General features: G+C 30.2%; 15 protein-coding genes. All 15 read left to right on the forward strand.

Going from position 1 to position 17760, the window contains the following annotated elements; translation table 11 throughout:
- Position 1 precedes the first annotated feature (1 nt).
- The 15 genes from MR053_RS03210 (at position 2) to MR053_RS03275 (ending at position 17719) form a co-directional block, all read left to right on the forward strand.
- Complete coding sequence (locus MR053_RS03210) at positions 2-1024, forward strand: SDR family oxidoreductase (RefSeq protein WP_242131020.1); 1023 nt, start codon at positions 2-4, stop codon at positions 1022-1024.
- Complete coding sequence (locus MR053_RS03215; RefSeq protein ID WP_242131021.1) at positions 1002-2378, forward strand: O-antigen ligase family protein; 1377 nt, start codon at positions 1002-1004, stop codon at positions 2376-2378. Before MR053_RS03210 ends, MR053_RS03215 begins: the two co-directional genes overlap by 23 nt.
- Positions 2379-2380: 2 nt before the next feature.
- Positions 2381-3622, forward strand: coding sequence for an oligosaccharide flippase family protein (locus tag MR053_RS03220; RefSeq protein WP_242131022.1), 1242 nt, complete (start codon positions 2381-2383; stop codon positions 3620-3622).
- 12 nt (positions 3623-3634) lie between these two features.
- On the forward strand, positions 3635-4927 hold the full coding sequence (locus MR053_RS03225) for an O-antigen ligase family protein (protein ID WP_242131023.1): 1293 nt from the start codon (positions 3635-3637) through the stop codon (positions 4925-4927).
- A 25-nt stretch (positions 4928-4952) separates the two neighbouring features.
- Entirely contained in the window at positions 4953-6758 is a 1806-nt protein-coding gene (gene asnB, locus MR053_RS03230) for an asparagine synthase (glutamine-hydrolyzing) (protein WP_242131024.1), read from the forward strand.
- Positions 6759-6763: 5 nt separating this feature from the next.
- The gene (locus MR053_RS03235; protein ID WP_242131025.1) at positions 6764-7825 is read left to right on the forward strand and encodes a glycosyltransferase; all 1062 of its coding nucleotides are present in this window, start codon (positions 6764-6766) and stop codon (positions 7823-7825) included.
- Positions 7825-8931: a glycosyltransferase gene (locus MR053_RS03240; protein WP_242131026.1), complete on the forward strand. Its 1107-nt coding sequence runs from the start codon at positions 7825-7827 to the stop codon at positions 8929-8931. The genes MR053_RS03235 and MR053_RS03240 overlap by 1 nt, the downstream gene beginning before the upstream one ends.
- On the forward strand, positions 8921-9883 hold the full coding sequence (locus tag MR053_RS03245) for a polysaccharide deacetylase family protein (RefSeq protein ID WP_242131027.1): 963 nt from the start codon (positions 8921-8923) through the stop codon (positions 9881-9883). Before MR053_RS03240 ends, MR053_RS03245 begins: the two co-directional genes overlap by 11 nt.
- Before the next feature lie 4 nt (positions 9884-9887).
- Positions 9888-10649 carry a formyl transferase gene (locus tag MR053_RS03250; protein ID WP_242131028.1) on the forward strand — a complete coding sequence of 254 codons (762 nt, stop codon included), beginning with the start codon at positions 9888-9890 and terminating at the stop codon, positions 10647-10649.
- A gap of 783 nt (positions 10650-11432) precedes the next feature.
- On the forward strand, positions 11433-11984 hold the full coding sequence (wzy, locus tag MR053_RS14030; RefSeq protein WP_394800320.1) for an O-antigen polysaccharide polymerase Wzy: 552 nt from the start codon (positions 11433-11435) through the stop codon (positions 11982-11984).
- A gap of 247 nt (positions 11985-12231) precedes the next feature.
- A complete protein-coding gene (locus tag MR053_RS03255) occupies positions 12232-13392 on the forward strand; it encodes a glycosyltransferase family 4 protein (protein ID WP_242131029.1) in 1161 nt (386 codons plus the stop codon).
- Entirely contained in the window at positions 13385-13990 is a 606-nt protein-coding gene (locus MR053_RS03260; RefSeq protein ID WP_242131030.1) for a sugar transferase, read from the forward strand. Before MR053_RS03255 ends, MR053_RS03260 begins: the two co-directional genes overlap by 8 nt.
- Positions 13990-14601, forward strand: coding sequence for an acetyltransferase (locus tag MR053_RS03265; RefSeq protein WP_242131031.1), 612 nt, complete (start codon positions 13990-13992; stop codon positions 14599-14601). The genes MR053_RS03260 and MR053_RS03265 overlap by 1 nt, the downstream gene beginning before the upstream one ends.
- Positions 14591-15736, forward strand: coding sequence for an aminotransferase class I/II-fold pyridoxal phosphate-dependent enzyme (locus tag MR053_RS03270; RefSeq protein WP_242131032.1), 1146 nt, complete (start codon positions 14591-14593; stop codon positions 15734-15736). The genes MR053_RS03265 and MR053_RS03270 overlap by 11 nt, the downstream gene beginning before the upstream one ends.
- 36 nt (positions 15737-15772) lie before the next feature.
- Positions 15773-17719 (forward strand): polysaccharide biosynthesis protein, encoded by a 1947-nt coding sequence (locus tag MR053_RS03275; RefSeq protein ID WP_242131033.1) that lies wholly within the window; start codon positions 15773-15775, stop codon positions 17717-17719.
- Positions 17720-17760: the final 41 nt, after the last annotated feature.

A 17760-nucleotide genomic window follows, 5' to 3' on the forward strand; every position in this document is an offset into this window, starting at 1 on the left:
AATGTATCAAGAAAAATATCATAATCAAGATTTATCACAATTAACTTTTTTAATTACCGGAGGCGCTGGATTTATAGGGTCTAATCTAGTAGAATATTTGTTAAAATATAATGCTAAAAGGGTAGTTATTCTTGATAATTTTTCTACAGGCCATAGAAAAAACATAGAAAACTTCTTGAAAGAAGAAGAACGTTGCGAGTTGGTTGAAGGAGATATTAGAGACATTGAGACCTGTAAAAAAGCAATGGTGGGGGCAGACTATGTTTTACACCAAGCAGCTTTGGGATCGGTGCCGAGGTCTATTAACGACCCAATAACTTCAAATGAAGTCAATGTATCAGGTTTTTTAAATATGCTTGTTGCGGCTAAAGAATCTAAAACAGTAAAGCGTTTGGTTTATGCGGCATCTTCAAGCACCTATGGAGACCATCCAGGGCTCCCTAAGGTTGAGGATACCATCGGTAAACCATTATCACCTTATGCAGTAACAAAATACGTGAACGAATTATATGCCGATGTATTTTATAAAACGTATGAGTTAGAAACTATAGGATTACGATATTTTAATGTTTTTGGACCTAATCAAGACCCTAATGGTGCTTACGCAGCAGTAATTCCAAAATTTGTTGGTCAATTTTTAAAGAGTAATGATGTAACCATTAATGGAGATGGTGAACACTCTAGAGACTTTACGTTTATTGAAAATGTTGTGCAAGCAAATATTAAAGCAGTATTGTCTGAAAATATAGAAGCTGTTAACCAAGTTTACAATGTTGCTTTTGGGGAGAATACTAGTCTAAATGAATTAGTAGAGGCTATAAAAAAGGGCTTGACTAATTTAAATATTGATATTAAAAATTCAAATATTATTTATGGCCCTCCTAGACAAGGAGATGTTAAGCATTCGTTGGCAGATATTAATAAAGCTAAAAGATTAATTGATTATAGTCCATTATTTTCCTTTTCTGAAGGAATAGAAAAAACAATTGCTTGGTATTATAATGATAAGAAAACAACAGTTTAAAGCTAAAATCTTTTTAATACAGAAAGAATTACCGTATTTATTGCTCTGTATGTTGGTTTTATATCCAATATTTCCAAATGCATTTCAATCTTTTTTCTTGGTGCTGTTTTTTAGTTCTTGTTTCTTTTATTACAAAGAAAGAATACTTGTAAATTTAAAAGAAATAGGAGTAAAGCCATTGGTTTTAGTCTGTTCATGGTTTCTGTTTTTAAGTATAACTTTGTTTTATACAGAAGATCTTGCTCTAGGGTTTAAAAGATTGGTTAGAATGATACATGTTGTTCTTTTCCCTTTTATATTTCTGTTAGTTTTACCGGCTTTGTCAAAAAAAAAAATTAGGGTTCTCAGTAATTTATTTATTTTCGTTCATGTCTTCTTAGGGGTTTTTTTATTGATCAAATGTTTTGAAGGAATTAATAGGCTTGGTTTTCGGGGAGTAGATGGGACATGGGTTTATAATATTTCCGACCAAGGGTTTTTAGAGCTTTTAAAGGAGTTCTCAAAAATGTCTTTTGCTGCATCTAGATATTTTATAAATGAAAATGAAATATCAACATTTTTTATCCATAAGGCATATTTAAGTTTAGGTTTTGCTTGGTGTTTCTTTTTATCAATAAATGAGGTTTTTTCTAAAAATTCGACGTTAAGGAAAGTAATATACACTTTGTTGGTAATTTTTTTCTTCTGTTCAATTATCTATTTCACTTCAATTCCTAACATTTTAGCATTAATACTTTTATTTCCTCTTTATATTATATTAAAGTTGGATAATTTTAAAAAAGGACTGGTTTTTATTTCTATTTGTTTTTTTAGTGTATTTACTATTTTACAAGTTCAATCAGTAAATGAAAAAGTATTTGGAGATAGAAGACTACTCACAGATATTAATGAAGCTAAAAATTTAATATCTAGTATTGTAGAAGGAAAAGAAATGAAAGATACAAACGTAAGGTATAATGTATGGTCTTGTTCATTTGAAAATATTAAGAAGAATTTTTGGTTTGGAATAGGTGTTGGAGATGAGGAGGCGGTTTTAAAAGAATGTTATCAAAAAAAAGATTGTGAGTATTGTGCTCAAAATAATCTAAATACACATAATTATTATGCTTCTTTAATGTTATCTGGAGGGGTATTTGTTTTAGGGCTATTTTTGGTTGCTCTTTTATACCAAATAACAGTTGGGTATAGGACGGGTAACATTTTGTTAGTAATTTTTATTCTTTTATTTGCAATAAATCTGATAAGTGAAAACATGTTATCCCGGATTAATGGGGTTTTGTTTTACAGTATGTTTTCAGGGTTGATGTTAAACCAATCATTTAATTTCTTTAAGGAATCTAAAGTTAATAGTTGATTTTGTTAAAAAATAAAGTTTTAGGCAATATAGGGTTACTTGTTGGAGGTACGGCAATAGCACAAGCTATAACTTTTGTTGGGATGTTATATTTAACCAAAATATATACCCCAGAAAGTTTTGGAATTGTTTCTTTGTGTACTTCATTAATAAGTTTGCTTGTTCCGCTGGCAACAATGAGGTACGATAAAGCTATTATTTTAGCTAAAGATGAAATTGAAACAAAAAGGCTATTGCTTATTTGTTTTGCTCTAGGGGGTGCTTTTTTTATTTTTTTAAGTGCTATAGGCTTTATTGTCTATTCCTTAAATATACTCTCTAATAAATGGCATAATGTTCTTTTGGTTCTTGTGCCTGTGGGCGTTTTTCTATTTGGATTAATGAATGCTTTTCAAATGTATTTTGAAAAACAATCTAAATTTAAGGTCACATCATCCGTAGCTGTCTTAGAGGCTTCTTCAAAACTAGGGCTGCAATATTCTTTGAGCAATATTTTACCCATGTTAGGGATGCTTTTTGGATATATTCTATCCTTGGTTTTTAATGTATGTTTTTATGTGATTAAAGCTAAAAAAATATTTTCACGTTCTTTTTTCTGCCAAAAGAAAAATGATTTGATTTTTCTATGTAAGAAACATATAAAATTCCCTAAATATTTTACATGGAGCAACATCATAGACTCTGCTTCTCAAAATATTTGCGCCTTAACTTTTCCCTTTTTATTTTCGCTTTCAATTTTAGGTAATTTTAGTTTGGCTTACAAAATAGTTAGACTTCCTGCGTTTTTGTTTTCCATGGCTACTAGAAGAGTTTATTATCCAAAGGCGAGTGAATTGTTTTTCTATAATCGCGAAAAGTTTAAGACTTTATACAAAAAAGGGACCTTTACCCTATTTGTAATCTCAATTATACCAGTTATTGTTTTTCAGTTTTTTGCAGAAGACTTATTCGAACTGTTTTTTGATTCGAGATGGATTGAATCTGCAGCTTATGCTAAAATAATTGTTTGGTATGTTTTTTTTAACTTTTGTAATTCTTTAGCACATGAAAATATGATAATATTTGGGTTGCAAAAAAGATTTTTAATTATTGAGTCAGTATGGTTTACCTTAAGTTTTTTATTGATATTTATTGCATATACATTAAAAAGTCCAGAGTTTGCAATTATTTTTTATGCTTTAAGTGGAATAGTTATGGAAATTATGATTTTTTTATCCAATTTTCACGCTATCAGGAGGGCTTAAATTTGGTTTAATATGAAAATTAGTGTAGGAGCAATAATAAATGTTATAGTGGGCTTCTTGGTTTTAATTGTTTTTACAAACCTTAATTTTATTTTGGTTATAACTAAAGGAACCTTTGGTATATTATCTCCATTCATTTTCATCGTTACGCTCCTAGGACTTATAGGGGTTTTAATTTTTCAAAAGAACAGAGTAGGGCCCGTCGCGCAACTGTTTTTGTTTTTTGTTTTAGTTTACCTTACGAGCTCTTTCTTATCCGTCCTAGATTTTAAATTATCATTAGGTGATTATGTTAATCAGGTTTCAAACTACTTGAAGAGCCTATTAATTTTTATTTTGTTTTATTTTTATTTTAGGAATTTAGATTTAAATAATAATCTTAAGCCTTTTTTTATCTTTATAGCCTTTGTTTTATTCTTAACAAACTCAACGATTTTTTTTATGGATCTGTATGGCCTTAATGTAAGGGTACTATATAGTGGGGAGTTAATACCAGATAAATGGGCTAGAGCTAGTGGTGTTTGGGGCAATGCCAATAAAGCAGCTTCCTATTGTTTAATTAATATTATCATGTTAATGTATTTGACACTGAAGAGTCAAATGTTAGGAATAAAAAAGGCGATAATATTTTTTAGCATTGTGTTTCTATTGTATTCTATTTATTTAACATTATCCAATACGGTTCTAATAATCTCTTTTTTTATAATTATTTTGTATTTATACTATTTTGGTAAACTCATAAAGATTAAAACAAAGCTAAGGATTATATCAATCGGTTTGTTCTCATTGTTGCTGCTGACAATAATCTTTTCAAAGGATATAAAAGAACAATATGAGAATTTAACACCCCAAAAAAAAGAAAAGATAGCCAATGTTTTATCCTTTTTTAATATTGGAGACAAGAAAGAAACAAGTTTTAGTAATAGAGATAAAACTCTGGAAATAGGATTTCAAAAAGTAATGCAAAACCCATTTTTTGGTAATGGTTTAGGGGCCTTGAGAAAAAAGTTATATAAGGAAGATGCCATACATAATTTTTACATTCAAATTCTTGGAGAAGGAGGAATCATTTCTTTGTTGGCGTATATTTTACTTTTGCTTTTTTTACTCTTAAAATTAGTTTCAAAAAACCAATTTGAAAACGGGTTTTTATTATCTGGATTTTATATTTTTTTACTCCTCTTTGGATTAACAACTCATGGTTTATTACTAGAGAAGGGATATTGCGTTATATTTGCTCTTTTTTTTGTGATATTTGAGAGTAAGCATAAAACTTTAGAATCCACATCCTCAAGTATTCAATAAAAACTTCATTTAAATTAATCAAACAATGTGCGGAATCTATATAACTAATATACCTTTTAAAGAAGGAGAAGTTAAAAACAAACTAGAAAAAATAAAGTATAGAGGCCCCGATAATACAGGTATAGAGAAGATAAACAATATTATTTTAGGGCATTTAAGATTGTCGATACTGGATTTGGATGAAAGATCCAATCAACCTTTTTCTTATCAGAATTTGCATATTACATTTAATGGCGAAATATATAATTATTTAGATATAAAAAAAGAATTGGTGTTGTTAGGCTATAGTTTTACTACGACATCTGATACCGAGGTTTTGATTATTGGTTATAAAGTATGGGGTAAAGGTGTTTTAGACAAAATAAATGGCATGTTTGCTTTTTCTATCTATGATTCAAACACTAATAAAATCTTTTCGGCAAGGGATCGTTTGGGGGTTAAGCCCTTTTATTATTATTGGAAAGAAGGACAGTTTGAAATATGTAGTCAAATGCGACCTTTAATATCTAAAACAAGTCAGATAAATGAAGAGGCAGTACAAATTTACCTAGACTGCAGGTATGTGCCAAGCCCTTATTCCATAATTAAAGATATTCATAAATTAAAACCGGGGCATTGGCTAGAAATAGATTTAGAAAAAGGATCCTATAAAACGGAATCCTATTGGGATCTCCAGAGGGTAAAAACTAGAAAAGTAAGTTATGCTAAAGCCAAAGAAGAACTCCACGACTTATTAAGAGATGCGGTTAAAATTCGATTGCAATCTGATGTGCCCATAGGTTCTTTTTTGTCGGGAGGTATAGATTCTGCATTGGTAACCAGTATAGCCAATGAAGTTTCAGAAACTAAAATTAACACTTTTTGTATTGGTTTTGAAAACCCTAAATATGATGAAAGTAAAATTGCAAAGCAATTCTCTGAAATTATTGATACGAATCATACAGAGACTATTTGTAAAGCGACAGACGTATTGGCTCTAATTCCAAAACTCATTGAAGTCTATGATGAACCCTTTGCAGATAGTTCGGCTTTGCCCTCATTACTGTTAAACTCGGTAACAAAACAACATGTAACAGTAGCTCTATCTGGTGATGGCGGTGATGAGAGTTTTTTAGGGTATAACCATTTTGCATGGTTAAAAAAAGTCCGTATTTTTTATAAAGTTCCTTTGGTGTTGAGGAAAATTATAGGCAAAACGTTTTTGACTAGGCTAATCCATAAAAAGGGAGAGTCTATAAGAACTATATCAAATATAAAAAGCATAAAAGGATTTATCCCTTATATATTTATTGGTTTTGAGACCCTCTTAAAAAAGAGAGATATAAGCTGGTTAAAGCATTTTTCATCTTTTAAGCACTTATCTAATAACATGATGCAACAGGCTGCAGATTTAAACATTAAATTGTGGTTAGAGAACGATAGTAATGTTAAAGTAGATAGGGCTAGTATGGCCTATTCTGTTGAAGTAAGAAGCCCGTTTTTAGATTATAGGATCGTTGAATTTGCTAGAACGTTACCAGTCTCATATAGATTACACAAAAAGGTAAGAAAAAGGCTTTTAAGAGATATTTTAAAAGAATATATTCCAGAAAACGTATTTAACCAACCTAAAAGTGGTTTTTCTATACCATTAGGTGATTGGATTCGAGGAGAGCTTAAAGAAGAGTTTAGAAATGTTTTAAATGATGAATTTTTAGATGAGTTACCAAGTTTTGATAAAGAAAAATTTAAGAATCAATTCAATCAACATCTTGAGGGTAAAATAGACTATGCAACAAATATTTGGAAGGTTTATGTATTAGCGCGATGGTATAGGGAATTTAATTTTTAGTAAGTTTGAAACCAAAGAAAATATTATTCATACTCCCATCATTAAGAGCAGGTGGTGCAGAGCGAGTAATGTCGTTTGTAGCAAAGCAATTAAATTCTAAAGAATTTAGAGTTAAGTTAATAGTAATAGGGTTTAAGAAGGATTGTGTTTATGATATAGGTAATTTAGATACTGTATTTTTAAATAAAACTCGTTTTGTTAGTGCCATTTACTCTATAATTGCTCTTATTGTAAAATACAAACCAAAAATTGTAGTAAGCTCAATAACACACATTAATTTTTTTATGGGGTTCTTGGCACTTTTATTCAGGAAAACTAAATTTATAGCAAGAGAAGCAAGTGTAATGACTAGCATGGGGCGTTTTTATGACGTTTCATTTTTAGTCAATAAAAAGCTTATTAACTTTGCTTATAAAAATTTAGGTGCAATTATATGTCAATCTGAAGATATTCAAACAGATTTGCATGAGAATTTTAAAATACCTAAAGAGAAGTTAATTATAATTAACAATCCCATTACTGAAAAGCATGCTTTAAAAACAAGAGAGAACAAAACAAGTTTGTTAAAATTTGTTACAATTGGCAGGTTGAGCAAGGAAAAGGGTCATAAGAGAATTTTAGAAGGGCTATCAAAAATATCAGAATACCAATTTCACTATACCCTATATGGAGATGGACCTTTAAAAAAGGAATTGCAGAATTTAGTAAAACATCTTAACCTTTCTAATAAAGTAACATTTGTCTCTTATACTTCAAAAGTGGCTCAAGTATTAGCTGAGAATGATATATTTATACAGGGCTCCTATGTAGAAGGGTTCCCCAATAGTGTTTTGGAAAGTTGTTTGGTAGGAACACCCGTTATTGCTTTCGATGCTCCTGGAGGTACACGAGAAATCATATCAAATGGAGTTAATGGATATATAGTTAACAATGAAGATGAGTTTTATGAAAAACTTTTAAATATAGATGAGGTTTTAAGGTTGGATCCAAAAAAAATAAAAGAACAGGTGGGAAAAAAATTCAATAGTGAAAAAATAATTAATAGATATCAAAAATTATTTAACTGATGAATGTTTTAATTGCTTTACCAGATAATAGCTTAGGCGGAGCCGAACAATATCTAAAAATGGTTGCAGAGTATTATGCAAAAAAAGGTGCTCAAGTTTATCTTTTTTTCTTGAAAGACTCTTTTATAAACAGTTGGAAGGATTTGAATAGCTATGATAACATAAACACAACAATTTATACAAGTAAGACAAACATTAAAAGCATAATTGATTTTGGTTTTGATTTAAGAAAGTTAAAAAAATATGAATTTGATTTTATTTACACATCACATGTAAAGATTACAGGGGTTTTAGGATTGTTTATTAAATGGGGTCTATTAAGGAAAAAAAAATTTATAGCAAGAGAATCAACTTTAATTTTTAAAAGATACTCAGGTATTAAGTTGCTTATATATAAAAATTACTATAATCTGGGTTATTCAAAGGTGGATAGCTTAATTTGTCAAACCCAAATAATGAGGGATGAATTACTGAAATTTTATCCGTCATTTAGTAAAAAAGTTGTTGTTTTAAATAATCCTATTGATTTTAGTATAATTTCAAACTTAGAAAAGGAAAGAATTTCTATAGGATACGATTATATAGTTGCCGCTGGTCGTTTAATTAAAGAAAAAGGGTTCGATATATTAATTAGGGCTTTTTCAGAATTAAAAAAAGATAATGAGTATGCTAATTTAAAACTTTTAATTCTAGGAGAGGGAAATCAACGTATTTTTTTGAAAGAATTAATAGCATCTTTAAACTTAAGTAGAGAAGTGATATTGCAAGGATTAGTTTTAAATGTCTATCCTTATTTTAAAAATGCGAAAGCTTGTGTTGTTTCGTCTAGAGTTGAAGGATTTCCCAATGTATTGTTGCAAATGATGTCTCAAAATAATAAGGTTGTAAGCACAAATTGTGCAGGAGGAATTAATGATATTCCAAATATAGTTGTATGTAATGTAAATGATGAAAATGATTTGTTTAAGGCGCTTTCTTTTGTGTTAAAAAATGATTCAAATAAAAACAGAGCTATATTTGATGAGTTTCTTAAAAAAAGAAGTATAGAAAAATTTGTTGAAAGTATTGAAAATAATACTTTGGTTAAAGATAGTTATGGCAGGTAAGTTTGTAATATCATTAGATTATGAGTTAATGTGGGGTGTTCGAGATAAGCGAACTATAGAGAGCTATGGGGTAAATATTGAAAACGTTCCTAAAGTAATTGATCATTTACTCTTTTATTTTAAGAAGTATAATGTAAAAGGAACTTTTGCTATAGTAGGTTTTTTATTTGCGAGGACTAAACAAGAATTAAAAAAATATTTTCCTGAAATAAGGCCAAATTATGTAGACCATAATTTGAGTCCTTATTTAGGCTATATAGACTCATTAAGTGAAGAAAATTTTAGAATCTATCATAGCGCAATAGATTGTATAAACAAAATAAAGCGTTGTAAAGAACATGAAATTTGTACACATACATTTTCTCATTATTACTGTTTAGAAAAAGGGCAAAACAAGGCCTCATTTGAAGCGGATATAAAGAGTGCTTTAAAAATAGCAGAAAAAGAAGGGATAAATATAAAATCGATAGTTTTTCCAAGAAATCAAGATAATTCAGATTATAGTCAGATTTTATTAAAAAATAATATTTCTGTATTTAGAGGAAATGAAAAAAGTTGGTTTTATTCATCTGTAAATGAAGATGATGAAACGCTGGTGCGTAGGATCATGAGACTTATAGATACATATATAAATATATCAGGGCATCATTGTTATTCAAATTTAGAACTAAGAAATAACGGTATTAATAATTTACCATCAAGTAGATTTTTAAGGCCTTATAACCCTAGTCTAAAAATGTTCGAGACATTAAGGTTAAGAAGGATAAAAAGGAGCATGACATATGCTGCTAAAAATGGATTAATATATCATTTATGGTGGCACCCACATAATTATGGTAGTCATCTTCAGCAAAACTTCTCATTTTTAAACAAAATTTTAGAGCATTACGAAAAATTAAATAAGGACTATAACTTTAAAAGCTGCACAATGTCTAGTGCAGTGGGCATATAATTATATGAAAGTATTAATGCTTGTAAAAAACTCCCAGTCATCAAGATTTGTATATAATTCAATAAAAAATGAATTTGATATTTGTAAAATAATAATGGAGCCGGGAGCAAATAAATATCTACTCTTAAAGCGTAGAATAAAAAGATTGGGTCTAGGAAAGGTCCTAGGGCAATTAATGTTTCAGGTTTTAGGAATTTTAGCCTTAAAGCAGTTTAGTAGAAAAAGAATAAGTTCTATTATTGAAAATAATCATTTAAACAATGAAGACTTTGACCAGAGTAAGATTATTCGAGTAAACTCTATAAATGAAAATAAAGTAATTGATGAGATTAATAAGTTAAATCCAGATATAGTTGTAGTTAATGGAACAAGAATCATTTCCAAAAATGTTTTAGAGTCTACAAAAGCGAAATTCATGAATATTCACGTAGGCATTACGCCTAAATATAGAGGTGTACATGGTGGTTATTGGGCATTGGTTAACAATGATTATGAAAATTGCGGCGTTACAGTTCATTTAATTGACCAAGGGGTAGATACAGGGGATATTATTTATCAAGACAAAATTGAAATAACGAATAAAGATAACTTTTTAACATATCCGCTACTTCAAATATCTAAAGGGATTGATTTATTGAAAAGAGCTTTGAAGGATTTTGAAGAAGATAAATTGGTGTTTTCTAAAAATGATTTGGACAGTAAACTATGGTATCATCCAACCCTATTTCAATATATTTATAATAGATTGCTTAAAGAAGTAAAATAAATGACATTTTATTTTAAAAAATTTGAAGAAGGAATTCATCTTTTTCTAATTATTTGCATTAGTGTATTTAATTTAGTTTTTCCTTTATTAAATTTCAAGACTTATGATTTATTAACCTTAATTGTATATGTAGTTATTTTAAACTTGAGTTCCTTTTTTTTTATAAAAAAAGGAGCAATTTCTCTTAAAAAAATCTTTCACATCTTTATTTATTTGTTTTTTGGACTTTCACCATTAATTCAATACAAAAGAGATATTTACTTTTTTAACGACAAGATTTTGATGCAAGAGGATTTTCTCTTAGGAGGCATATTAACCATAATATTAATGGTAACTTACAATACTCTTGGTTTTCTTATTAAGAAATATAAGCCCATAAATAGAATTGGAATAAATCTTGAAATTAATAACACATTAAACAATAAATCACAAGTAATAATTAGTCTGTTAATCATACTTTTATTCTTTTTTTCAACTATCTATTTTGATTACAGGGCCTTGTATACAAGAAAGTATCTTGATAGCCTAATAGGCTACAATTACAATGTAGTATATTTTTTAAGGGATTCAATAAGGTTAATTCCCCTTATTTATTTAATTTCTTTTAGGTTGAATAAAATAAGGGATTTGAAGATTGAAATATTCTTAGTCCTCATATTGTTAATAATGAATTTTCCAACCGCTATATCTCGTTTTCAAGTAGGTCTGGTTTATTTGCCTCTTATATATATATATTTAGGGACACTAAAAAGATATTTTATTTGGGTTTTTCTTTTTGGGATTATGGTCGTGTTCCCTTATTTACACCATTTTAGATATGGTTTCAGCCTAAAAAGCTCTAATTACGGGTTTAGCGAATTGTTTTCCACACCCCATTTTGATTCATTTCAAAATACAATTTGTGTCATAAAGTTAAATATTATAACCTATGGGGAACAATTATTAGGAGGGTTGTTGTTTTTTATTCCGCATAGCCTATGGGAAGGGAAAACTGGAACTAGTTCTTTTCTGCTATGTGATAAAATAAACTATGATGGATTTTGTAATATTGCGATAAGTTATTTTGGAGAGGGTTATATAAATTTTGGATTTTTAGGATTGTTTATATTTCTTATTATATTAATAATTATTAATGAGTGTTTAGATCAATTATTTTTAAAATCAAAAAATAATCTATTTAAATCCTTTTTTTTATGCTTGGTTTTTTATGAGTTTTATCTTTTAAGGGGGAGTTTGGATTCTAGTATTGAAAAACTTGCAATATTACTTTTTGCATTTTTGGTATATATTACACTCAATTATTGTTTGACTACATTTAACACAAAAAAGAATTAATGAAAAAAATAATATTTGTAGTTTGACCTATTCCCGTTAAACGGTTCTTAATTTGGGAGGAGATTAATATTAAAAAAAACATAAGAATATACTTAAAAAACTAGATGTTTATTTTTAGCACTTTTGTGATGCTTATAGTCTTTTATAGTATTTACATGTACAATTTAGGTTTAGCATCTCGTATGCGATGCTATGTTTATTCCCTATCTTTACATTTTTATTTTTTTGAGTTATTATCAATCTAAAAATGCAATTAAAGAAGTCCCTAGTTAGAATAACAACTGTGCCAATTTCCTTGGATAAGTTATTGGAAGATCAGTTGAGGTTTATGAATCAGTACTATAATGTAATTGCTGTTTCTTCCAATGAAACTGATCTAAAAAAAGTAGGTGTTAAAGAAGGAGTGGAAACATATTGTGTTGAAATGACTAGAAAAATAACGCCTTTTAAAGATGTCATTTCTGTTTTGAAACTGGTAGTTTACTTTTTAAAGCATAGGCCTGAAATTGTACATACACATACACCTAAAGCTGGTATAGTTGGCATGTTGGCCGCAAGAATAACAAATGTGCCCATTAGATTACATACGGTAGCAGGATTGCCCTTATTGGAGGTTAATGGAATTAAAAGAAGAATTTTAAATTATGTAGAGAAATTAACATACAGATGTGCACATAGGGTTTACCCAAATTCTTTCGGTTTAAAAGAGATTATTGAAGAAGAGAAATTTACAAAGCCATCTAAGTTAAAAGTAATTGGTAATGGAAGTTCAAATGGCATTGATACAAGTTATTTTAGTCGTGAATCAATAAAAAATGAAATAATTGATAAATTAAGACAAAGGCTGAATATTAAAGAAGAAGATTTTGTTTTTGTTTTTGTAGGGAGAATTGTAGGAGATAAAGGAATAAATGAATTAGTTGAATCTTTCAATGAACTGAAAATAAAATATAATAACATGAAATTATTGTTGGTTGGACCTTTTGAAGAGGATCTTGACCCAATAGCACAATCTTCCAAAGCAATAATTAAAGAAAGCGAAAATATTATAACAACAGGTTATGTAAATGATGTTAGGCCATATTATGCTATCTCAGATGTATTGGTTTTCCCAAGTTATAGAGAAGGATTTCCTAACGTTGTCATGCAAGCAGGAGCTATGGGATTGCCTAGTATTGTTTCTAATATTAATGGCTGCAATGAGATTATTACTCATAATATCAATGGAAGTATTATAAGGGTTAAAAATGCTCCTGATTTATTTCTTGAAATGGAGTCATATGTAATGGACAGGGAAAAATTTACGAGAATTAAGAGTAATGCTAGAAAATGTATTGTGAAAAATTACGAAAGATCATTTTTTCATAATGCTTTATTGGAAGAATATAAAACCTTGAATCATGTATAGGTGTTTTTTTAAAGGTTTATTAGATTTTTTGGCGGCTTTTTTTCTTATTGTTGTATTTAGCCCAATACTTATTTTGGTTGTGGTTTTATTGTTATTTAGCAATTTAGGCTCAATATTTTTCCTTCAAGAACGCCCAGGAAAAGGAGAAAGAATCTTTAAGGTTATAAAATTTAAAACGATGAATGACAAAAAAGATACTAATGGTGAACTGCTTCCAGATGCCAATCGTTTAACGAAAGTTGGTAAATTTATTAGAAAAACTTCTTTAGATGAATTGCCACAACTAATTAACGTGTTAAAAGGAGATATGAGCTTAATTGGGCCTAGGCCTTTGTTGCCAGAATATTTGTCTTTGTATAATAGTGAACAAAAGAAACGACATAATGTAAAACCTGGTATTACGGGCTGGGCACAGGTGAATGGAAGAAATGCCATTAGTTGGGCTAAAAAGTTTGAATACGATGTCTGGTATGTTGATCATTTGAGTTTTTTATTAGATTTAAAAATTATAATTAAAACAATCATTAACGTATTGAAATCCAAAGACATTAATACAAAGAATCAAGCAACAACGGTAAAATTCACAGGTAATAACTAATGAAATATTTATACGGAGCAAGTGGTCACGCAAAAGTAATAGTGGATGTTATTAAATCTGTCGGGAAAGACATTTCTGGGATTTTTGATGATGACCCTACAAAAAGCACTTTCTCTGACATTCCTTTTCTTGGGAAATATAAGGATGATACTAAATTTTTAATAGGGTCTGAGTTTTTAATCAGTATTGGTGATAATAGAACAAGAAAATTTATTTCTAAACAAATTAAGCATGATTTTTTTTCCGTTTGCCATACGTCAAGTATAATAGCAAGTTCAGTCAAAATTGGTAAAGGAAGTGTTGTTATGCCATCGGCCGCTATAAATGCAAATTCATTAATAGGAGATCATTGTATAGTAAATACCGGAGCTATTATAGAACACGATTGCATAATAGAAAAATTTGTTCACATAGCCCCAAATGCAACGGTAACAGGGAATGTGTTAGTGGGTGAAGGCACTTTAATAGGAGCAAGAACTGTTATAATACCAGGAGTTAAAATTGGTAAATGGGTTACAATTGGTGCTGGTTCTGTAATAATTTCTGATGTTCCAGATTACGCTGTAGTTGTAGGTAATCCTGGTAAAATAATTAGATATAATGAAAAATAAAATATGGCTGTCCTCTCCCCACATGGGAGGAGAAGAACTTAAATATATTCAAGAAGCTTTTGATACCAATTGGGTAGCACCTTTGGGTCCAAATGTCACAAATTTTGAAGACGATTTAAAAAAATACCTTAATAGAGATAGTAATATTGCTGCGCTGAGTTCAGGCACTGCAGCTCTCCATATAGCATTAATTTTATCTGGAGTTAAAAGGGAGGACGAAGTTATTTGTCAAAGTATGACCTTTTCAGCATCTGCAAATCCTATAGCCTACCAAGGCGCAACACCAATATTTGTAGATAGTGAGCAAGACACATGGAATATGTGCCCCAAGTATTTAGAGAAAGCCATTCTTGATAGAATATCTAAAGGCAAAAAACCAAAAGCAATCATAGTAGTTCATTTGTATGGCATGCCTGCAAAAATGGATGTGATAACAGAAATTGCCCAAAAGTATGGTATAATTTTAATTGAAGATGCTGCAGAAGCTTTGGGTTCAAAGTATAAAGGACAAAAATGTGGCACTTTTGGTGATTTTGGAATTTTGTCATTTAATGGGAATAAAATTATTACCACTTCAGGAGGCGGTGCTTTAGTTTGTAAAACTAAGGAAATGAAAGAGAAAGCCATTTTTTTGGCTACTCAGGCTAGAGATGAAGCACCGCATTATCAACATTCCCAAATAGGGTACAATTATAGGATGAGTAATGTGCTAGCGGGTATAGGTCGAGGGCAGATGGAAGTGCTGGATCTGCATATAGAATTAAGAAGACAAATGCACCAGTTTTATAAAGAGCTTTTTAATGGCATAAAAGGAATTAAAATTTTTGAAGAACCAAATAAAGACTTTTTTTCTAATCATTGGTTAAGTTGTGTCCTTATCGATAAAGAAGTTGCTGGCTTTAGTAGTGAAGACCTAAGATTGGTTTTATTGAATAATAATATCGAATCCAGGCCCTTATGGAAACCCATGCATCTACAACCCGTGTTTAAAGAGGTACCTTACTATGGCGAAAAAGTAGCTGAAGAATTATTTAATCGAGGGTTATGCCTACCTTCAGGTTCAAATTTAACCACTCAAGACAGAAATAGAATAGAAAGTGTAATTCAGGACTTTATTTCTAGTAGAACCAATTAAATTATTAAATTTGCTTGGTTTGCTTACTGAGAAAGGATGAATAAAATCAAAGAGCTTTTTAAACTGGTCCTTAGAACCACGATTTTTAAATTAGGTATCAATAATATAAATTATTTGCCTAGATGGATGATTTTATGGTGGGATATGCAAGCTGTTTTTTTCGTTCTTTTTGCTACAGAGTTTGTAATCAATAATTTTACATTTTCTTTTTTAAACAGGCAGTTTTTATATCAGATTATAGTAGTAGAATTAATAACTGTTGTTTTCTTTTTAATTTTAAAAACCTATGTAGGCGTTATAAGGCACTCAACCTATATAGATGCAGCAAAGCTTTTTTTGGCGTCATTTTTTTCAGCAACAGGGTTATATTTAGCAGATGTACTCTTGAATGCTTTTTATGGAAAGAACCTCTTTCCTTCCCTCTTCTACATTATTTTTCCTTTAGGCCTTTTTTGTGGACTTTTTTGCTATAGGCTCATCATTAAACAAGTCTATGCACAGTTTATAGCAGATACAAATCCAGAAGTCGAAAAAGTGTTTATACTAGGGGTTTCCCAACCCTCTATTTCTATTGCCGTGGCCATAGAGAATGAATTGCCAAAACGGTTTAAGGTTTTAGGGTTTTTGGAGTATGATGGACAAAAAAGTAATAAGCGTGTTTTAGGCATACCAATATTACATATCAAGAAGAAGATTCATGTGTTGGTGAGAGCGCATAATGCAACTGGCGTATTGGTCATGGAAGATGATTTAAAAAATGAAAACTTTATCTCAGGAATTGAAAACTGTATAGAGCATAATATTAAGGTATACAGGGCACCTTCCATTTCAGAATTGGACTTTACTACAGGGGTCAATAGTACCATTCAAAACATTCAAATTGAAGATTTATTGGGAAGGGACCCCATAAAAATCAACAATATTAATATTCTAAACCTCATACAAGGAAAAACAGTATTTGTTACTGGTGGCGCAGGCTCCATTGGCTCTGAAATTGTTAATCAATTGGGAAAATATAAGCCTTCACGACTAGTCGTTATTGAACAAGCTGAGACACCTTTACATACCTTGTCACTAAAAGTAGAAAAGGAATACCCACAACTCGAGTTTGTTCCCATTATTTGCGACGTAAGGAATAAAGAAAGATTAGAGTTTCTATTCCAAGAATATTACCCCCAAATTATTTACCATTGTGCCGCTTATAAGCATGTTCCATTAATGGAAGGTAATCCGTCCGAGGCGGTTTCGGTAAATATTCAAGGTTCTAAAACGGTGGCTGATTTGGCTGTGAAGTATAAGGCAGAACGATTTGTTATGATTTCTACTGATAAGGCCGTTAACCCAAGTAACGTTATGGGAGCCAGTAAAAGAGCGGCCGAAATGTATGTCCAGTCATTACACTATCATATTCACAAAACAAAACAGGGAACTACCAAATTTATTACCACTCGTTTTGGTAATGTATTAGGGTCTAATGGATCGGTTGTACCATTGTTTAAAAAACAAATTTCATCTGGTGGACCTGTGACGATTACACATCCTGATATTATAAGATATTTCATGACCATTCCAGAAGCTTGTCAATTGGTCATGGAAGCCAGTAGCATGGGAAAAGGTGGTGAGATATTTATTTTTGATATGGGCAAAGCGGTAAGAATAATCGATTTAGCTCATAAAATGATTCGTTTAGCAGGGTACATACCCAATAAAACAATGAAAGTAAAAACAATTGGATTACGTCCTGGTGAAAAGCTCTATGAAGAATTGCTAAATGACAAATCGGAAACTCTGCCTACCTATCATGAAAAAATTATGATTGTAAGAGAGAACAACGATAAATATGAAGAAGTATCCGAAGGAATTAAAAAAATTATAAAAGCTACACATAAACATGATATAGGAACTATAGTTAAGAAAATGAAAGAATTGGTGGTTGAGTTTAAAAGTTTGAACTCTGAATACGAAAAGTTAGATGTAATGTAATCTGGGGTTTAGTTAAAAATTTATTCCGAAGATTACTTATT

This window comes from Aestuariivivens marinum, from assembly GCF_022662175.1.
GTDB lineage: Bacteria > Bacteroidota > Bacteroidia > Flavobacteriales > Flavobacteriaceae > Aestuariivivens > Aestuariivivens marinum.

What these genes read in the sequence shown, in the direction of transcription:
- MR053_RS03210 (WP_242131020.1), top strand. Translation starts at nt 2, where the DNA reads ATGTATCAAGAAAAATATCATAATCAAGATTTATCACAATTAACTTTT.
- MR053_RS03215 (WP_242131021.1), top strand. Translation starts at nt 1,002, where the DNA reads ATGATAAGAAAACAACAGTTTAAAGCTAAAATCTTTTTAATACAGAAA.
- MR053_RS03225 (WP_242131023.1), top strand. Translation starts at nt 3,635, where the DNA reads ATGAAAATTAGTGTAGGAGCAATAATAAATGTTATAGTGGGCTTCTTG.
- asnB (WP_242131024.1), top strand. Translation starts at nt 4,953, where the DNA reads ATGTGCGGAATCTATATAACTAATATACCTTTTAAAGAAGGAGAAGTT.
- MR053_RS03240 (WP_242131026.1), top strand. Translation starts at nt 7,825, where the DNA reads ATGAATGTTTTAATTGCTTTACCAGATAATAGCTTAGGCGGAGCCGAA.
- MR053_RS03245 (WP_242131027.1), top strand. Translation starts at nt 8,921, where the DNA reads ATGGCAGGTAAGTTTGTAATATCATTAGATTATGAGTTAATGTGGGGT.
- MR053_RS03250 (WP_242131028.1), top strand. Translation starts at nt 9,888, where the DNA reads ATGAAAGTATTAATGCTTGTAAAAAACTCCCAGTCATCAAGATTTGTA.
- wzy (WP_394800320.1), top strand. Translation starts at nt 11,433, where the DNA reads ATGGTCGTGTTCCCTTATTTACACCATTTTAGATATGGTTTCAGCCTA.
- MR053_RS03255 (WP_242131029.1), top strand. Translation starts at nt 12,232, where the DNA reads ATGCAATTAAAGAAGTCCCTAGTTAGAATAACAACTGTGCCAATTTCC.
- MR053_RS03260 (WP_242131030.1), top strand. Translation starts at nt 13,385, where the DNA reads ATGTATAGGTGTTTTTTTAAAGGTTTATTAGATTTTTTGGCGGCTTTT.
- MR053_RS03265 (WP_242131031.1), top strand. Translation starts at nt 13,990, where the DNA reads ATGAAATATTTATACGGAGCAAGTGGTCACGCAAAAGTAATAGTGGAT.
- MR053_RS03270 (WP_242131032.1), top strand. Translation starts at nt 14,591, where the DNA reads ATGAAAAATAAAATATGGCTGTCCTCTCCCCACATGGGAGGAGAAGAA.
- MR053_RS03275 (WP_242131033.1), top strand. Translation starts at nt 15,773, where the DNA reads ATGAATAAAATCAAAGAGCTTTTTAAACTGGTCCTTAGAACCACGATT.